Source organism: Gammaproteobacteria bacterium (assembly GCA_027296625.1).
Lineage (GTDB): Bacteria > Pseudomonadota > Gammaproteobacteria > JAKEHO01 > JAKEHO01 > JAKEHO01.
Genome location: JAPUIX010000115.1, coordinates 1 through 5748, shown reverse-complemented (window position 1 = coordinate 5748; position 5748 = coordinate 1). Strand labels below are relative to the sequence as shown.

The window sequence follows — 5748 nt, the reverse complement described above, 5'->3', positions numbered from 1 at the left end:
CCAACGCGAGTATGAATGAGTAAAAGATGAAGATGTATTCTGATGCTGACATAGGTAGTTCAAGCCGCCTAACTAGTATTTGTCAGACAAAATTGTCTTATAACTAGACGCAAATTATTTGACATTGCGACGTCCGCTTTGGGTCACAAGCAGCCAGTCAGCATCATATCAGGCGAACGGCCGGTTTCGGGTGCATACCGGCCACTCGAAGGCTGGTTTGTCGGGGCCACAATTTGAACGTCTGCTTTTACCAATAACGGTCGTTCAATTCGCTCGGATCGAACGATTTTCAACGGCAGCTAACGGCCATTAGCGGTCGTTCGGCGTTGGTGACTTGGGCGGTCCTCCGTGTTCAGGCGGCATAGCTTTCCATGCTTCAAGCAAGCCAAGTTTCTGGAGAAACACCGGCCAGCGCGGGTCACCGACTAGGTTTGCAAAAGCAACATTACCGAGTGTGTATGAAAGGCCTCCATCACGTGCTGTAAGTGCCTTCTCCAGCCATTCAAATGCCAAGTCATTCTCGCCACGCCAGCCATAGATTTCAGCGACCCTTGACGGAGCGGCATCTCCATACTTCGCCTTCCACTGGGCGATCATTTCCTGGGCTTCTTCTTCGCGGCCGAGCGTAGAAAACGCCATTATGGTTTCCAAATCTTGAAACGCTCCTTCCGGATTGTTGGCTATCTCGATCAATGCCCGTTCTGCATCGCCTTTTAACAGGTATGCCTTGCCGAGATTGGAATAGCCCCAGAAATAGTCCGGCGTCAATGCCACCAGTTTCCCGAAGGTGGATATCGCATCGTCAAAGCGACGGGCCCGCATATATGCTTGTCCCAATGCACTCAAGCCACCGAGATACAAAGGGTCGACTGAGTGGGCTTGTTCGTAGAGTCCAATAGCAGCATCCAACTGCCCAAGGGTCGTTGCCATGGATGCAGCCCCTATGACGACTTCAGCGGCGTAAGGATCAAGTTGCAGGGCTTTGCGTGTCGCCGCCTCCGCGGTTTCCCAGTCCCATTCCCAGAATTTTTTGAGAAAAGCGTAAACAGACCACGCGTGGCCCAGTTCCGGATCATGGGCCAGGGCCAGATCGATCGCCTCCATTGCCATCGATACGCCCTCCGCGCGGGGCCTGACTCCGGTGGTGGTCTGGTAGTGATAGGCAAACGCCAAGGCCGACCAGGCAGGCGCATATTCAGGATCACGGTCAAGGGCCTGCTGAAATGCCGAAACCGCTTTTTCCCTGTGCTGCTTAGTCTTGAGGTTGAGAAAATGCTTTCCCTGGAGATAAAGCGCATAAACTTCCGGGTCGGTTGGCCTGCTTGTTGGCGGCGCACCCAGCAGTGTCAACTTGAGTTCCCTTAACACCGTCGATGCGATTTCATCCTGGATCACGAAGATATCGTCCAGCGTTCGGTCGTAGGTCGCCGACCACAGTCGGAAGCCGTCGTCTGCCTTGATCAACTGGACGGTGATGCGGACCCTACTTCCAGCTTTGCGGACACTGCCCTCCAAGACATGGGCAACGTTGAGTTCCTCGCCGATCTGCGCGATTTTTGTGTCCTTTTCTTTGTAGGAAAACGAGGATGTTCTAGCAGCCACTTTGAGGGTCGGGAGCTTTACGAGCAGGTTGATCAGTTCTTCCGACAGCCCGTCAGCGAAGTACTCGTTGCTCGCGTCGTCACTCATATTGACGAAGGGGAGTACGGCAATGGAGTTCTGACCAAAGGATGACGTCAGTGTCTCACTGCGGCCCCGCTGGGCGGCCATCTTTTCTATCTCGGTATCTCGCGCCGGGTCCAGCACGAATTTGTCCACCGCGAAGTAGCCGACTGCCAGCGTTAGAATCACGATTATCGCGCGATCGAGCTTCTTACCGGCATACGAGCTGATCGCTTGGCTGCGATCCACTTCATCTTCGCGCAGGAGGCCTTCCGGCGTAAATTCAAATATCCAGGAGAGAATCAGTGCGGGGACCAGACCGATGGCAAAGAGAATGGCGACGACACGTACGGCTGAATCACCGAAACCGAATGCAGGGAAAATTGTCTCGACCACCTGAATGACCAGCCACGCCACGACGATGTAGGCTGCCCCTACACGAAAGACATTGCGGCGCTTGAGTTCGGTGAACAACGACATTATGGCTGTTATGTCCCCGGTGCCTGGAGCGATGATGGGCTATGAAGGATCTATAGTCGAGCGCAGTGCCTTTTATGGATGTCTGCTTTGGATCATTAGCAGCCTGTCACAATGATATCAGGCGAACGGCCGGTTTCGAGCGCTTACCGGACATTCAGAATGAGTCTCGATCAAAAGTAAGTTTGAACGTCCGCTTTCACCGAGAGCGGTCATTCAATCTCAGCTATTTTCACCAATATGACAGTCCGCTTTCGGCCAGAAGCGGTCGTTCAGAATCCTTGAAGACCACTGAATTGAAGGGCCGCTAACGGCCACAAGCGGCGATTCAGCAATTGTGCGCAGCATTCGACAAGACACAGAGTTTCCTCTGTTGGGGCCCGGCCCCGGCACAATGGTGTGTCGGGCCTTTGTTATTGGGGATCAGAGATCTCGACTCGGTTTGCTACGCTAAGGAGTCAGTTTCTTTGACGTTCGCGAACATCTGGTTCCGTTTGACGAATACTTTCGTTAGAGCGGAAAAAATCGTCACTATCAAGGGTTACTGAATCAATCAGATTCTCTTTAACCGACATGTAAAGCGGCCACTGTTCGTCAGAAAGCGAGGCTCGCATCACTGCATCCTGCTGCTCAATCCATGCCAGCAAATTACGCATTCCCTTGGCATCGGAATAATCCAGCCTCTCTTGGAACCCTGTCACTATGTCGGACCAGACCACACCCTGTTCATAGGTCAATGGCAGTGCAGTGGATGCGTGGCGGCCGAGAATATTGTTTTTCAGGAACGTTGATATTTGAGCTAATGCCCGGACTTGATGCAATTGATTGCTGATCAGATTTTTTTCGCCTTCAATAACCATCGTTTCGATTTCGATACCGAATGAACGCAGTTCCCTATGGATGGCTTCCTCATTAATCAAATGCCGATCGTCTTGGCCCGCGTCGTATACGAAAAGCGCATCGAAACGTCGGTTAGTCTTGCCGTCAGCTGGTACCGAATCAACCAGTGGGATTGCCATTTCGAATCTACCATCGACAGCAATGGCACAGTCGATCGACCGATTGCTAACCGCGGTCCGCAGTGCGAGTTCGGCGCCGTACCCCCGGCCCAGGATGCAGATGCGCCGACTATTGACCAAGTCATTTTCGACCCCCCAGGCAATAGCAGTATTTATGTTCGCTATTGCGGCATTAATGTCAGACTTTGATGAGCCGACACCGGCACCCACTGAAGAATCAAGATCAATCATCAGAACATTCAAGCCATGCCGGTTTAAAAGGCTTACCTCGTCCCGGTATCCCCATTTCCACCGAGTCTGTCCTGCTGATGCTCCAAGCAGAACAATCGTGGATTGAGGTTTCCCGCCGTCCTTTGGGGCGCTGACCAAACCGCTCGCCTCGCTTCCGTCGTCCGCTTGCACGCTGAATGGTTGAATGGAATACACCGTTTCGGAATTTCCGCCAACGCTAAAGATACCGGTCTCCGACTGCAGAATGCGTTTCGTGTTTTTTGTCGTAGCATCAACAAAAACGTAGTCGCTCGGCTTGCTGTCGTAAATCAACTCAATGACCATTTTCGATTCCCCGCTGCTCATACTGACAATGAGCACGTCACCGCCAGGGACCGCAGCGCGCAGATCCTTGTGTAAGCTAGTGAGGCTTTCCTTGGTACCTACGTAGCGCCAGCTTGGATAGTCGGGCATGACCCTGATCGCGATCGGATCATGAGATGAGTCCAACATTACCTCTGTCACGTCATCGACATTGTCTTGATACACGACCTCTGATGACCCGGATTTTACGTCGACAGTTGCCAACGCTTTGGGTTGCACTCCATCGCGGAAGTAGGCGTAGACAATGCCCACATCATTAATCGCGACGGGTTCAAAGCCTGTTTCCAGCATTCTCCACGCCCCATCCGACGATCTGTCCAGCGCGGCCATTTGCCTAATACCGGTATCGTCAACTGCGGATGCGATCAGGTAGGCAAGTTTCGGCGATGCAATGATCGTCGCGGAACGCAGCGGGGGATATTCGATCAATTCAGCAACGCCCGAACTAACATCGGCCAGCCACAAGGCCTTATTCGGTCGACTTTCAATAAGCATTTGTCCGGCCAGTTGCGGCAGGCTGTCAACGAGCAACAAACGTTGATCAATCAGCTCCGATGGAATTTCGAAAGTTGTTGATGCGGATCCGGGAAACTGGCTTACATCGCCACCAAGCGCCAGCAATTCCATCACGCCGATTTGCTGAGGAGCGATCTCGTTTCGAATATCTTCGCCAATCTGCAACACGAGTTGACCCTTGTCCAACCAGTCTGCGGAATAGAAGCGACGAGGCGCGACCGAACCGCGTTGTAATACGAGTTCGAGACTCGTAATGCCGACGACATACAACTGGTCTTCGGTGGACCGGCGTGTCAGCACGGCGATATGTTCGCCGTTAGGGGATATTTGTACGGATTGGGTACCAATATGGCCGAGAATCGTCTCGCCGCCACCAGCGTATGCTGCGAAAGACGAAAAAATCAGGAGCAATGCGGGTTTACAGTTCATCAGACGCTCCCTCGATAAAGTTTTGGGCTGGGCACAGCTGCAAGAAAGCGTAATGACGATTGAGCAAACCGGGCAGTGAGAGCGATGCCGTATACAAACAGTAGAATTTGCGCGCAACCGGTTAATACTGATCTGCTCACGAACTGCAGGAATTCATCAAAGGTCCGGATTGCCAGCCAGGCGACAGCCGCATAGGCATCGGCTACCTTGAATCCGTTTCGACGTCGTAGTTTGGCTACTAGCGACACTGTGATTCTTGAATCGGTGGGCCCGATTCCCTGGCCAAGATTGCCGATTGTACCGGCTTTCCAGCGCATTTTCCGGCGTTGGTTGGGCGCCGTGACCGTGGTCCTGGCAACGTTGTTTCGGCCGCTGATCTTCGATTCAGATCTGCTTTCACCCGATAACGCCACTTCGCTCTTGTTTTTCTTTGGGTTCATCGCCTTGGCAACATCAAAACGCCCGATTCTTCACGCTATCGTCCTGCCAGCTTCTTTGCTACTCATCATATTGGACATCGTCCAATGGAACTTTGTCATCGGCTCGAGCCGAGCATTGGCGGTAGCCCAGCAAGCGAGATGACTACTGGGCAGCCCAATTTCTTAATGTCCGCTTTGGGTCACTAGCGGACCTTTTCACCAATCATAGACCAATGTCCGCTTCCGGAGGCATAGCGGACGTTCGCCGAGCCCTACTCCACGAGAGGTGGATAGCCCCGGCTCGCTTCGTACGTTAGCAATGTCCCCTCAGCCCCTCGCGGTACTGGAGGTCCCGCTGATAGCTGCGTATGTCTAGGCGCCCTACTCCGCGAATGTCTGCCTTCGGGTGTATAGCAGACGTCGATTGAGAGGTTGAGGGGCAAGAAAAACCCGGCACGTGGCCGGGTTCTCAGTTTTTGTGGTAGCGGGGGCGCGTTTGCAGAAAATATCGATTTATACGCAGAGCCGTTTCCGCTACTCGCCGTTGCGGTTACGAGGCGGCTGCGTCGGATATAGGGAAGCGTCTGTTGTCGCAAGCCCTTTGTTTACGGCCGATGTTTATCCACAGCTTA

At 53.0% G+C, this 5748-nt stretch carries 3 protein-coding genes; all 3 read right to left on the bottom strand.

Annotation, left to right across the window (positions count from 1 at the left end; translation table 11 throughout):
• Positions 1 to 309 precede the first annotated feature (309 nt).
• Positions 310 to 2142, bottom strand: coding sequence for a tetratricopeptide repeat protein (locus O6944_06520; protein MCZ6718786.1), 1833 nt, complete (start codon positions 2140 to 2142; stop codon positions 310 to 312).
• A gap of 455 nt (positions 2143 to 2597) precedes the next feature.
• Positions 2598 to 4697 (bottom strand): hypothetical protein, encoded by a 2100-nt coding sequence (locus tag O6944_06515; protein ID MCZ6718785.1) that lies wholly within the window; start codon positions 4695 to 4697, stop codon positions 2598 to 2600.
• Entirely contained in the window at positions 4697 to 5137 is a 441-nt protein-coding gene (locus O6944_06510) for a hypothetical protein (protein MCZ6718784.1), read from the bottom strand. Before O6944_06510 ends, O6944_06515 begins: the two co-directional genes overlap by 1 nt.
• Positions 5138 to 5748 lie beyond the last annotated feature (611 nt).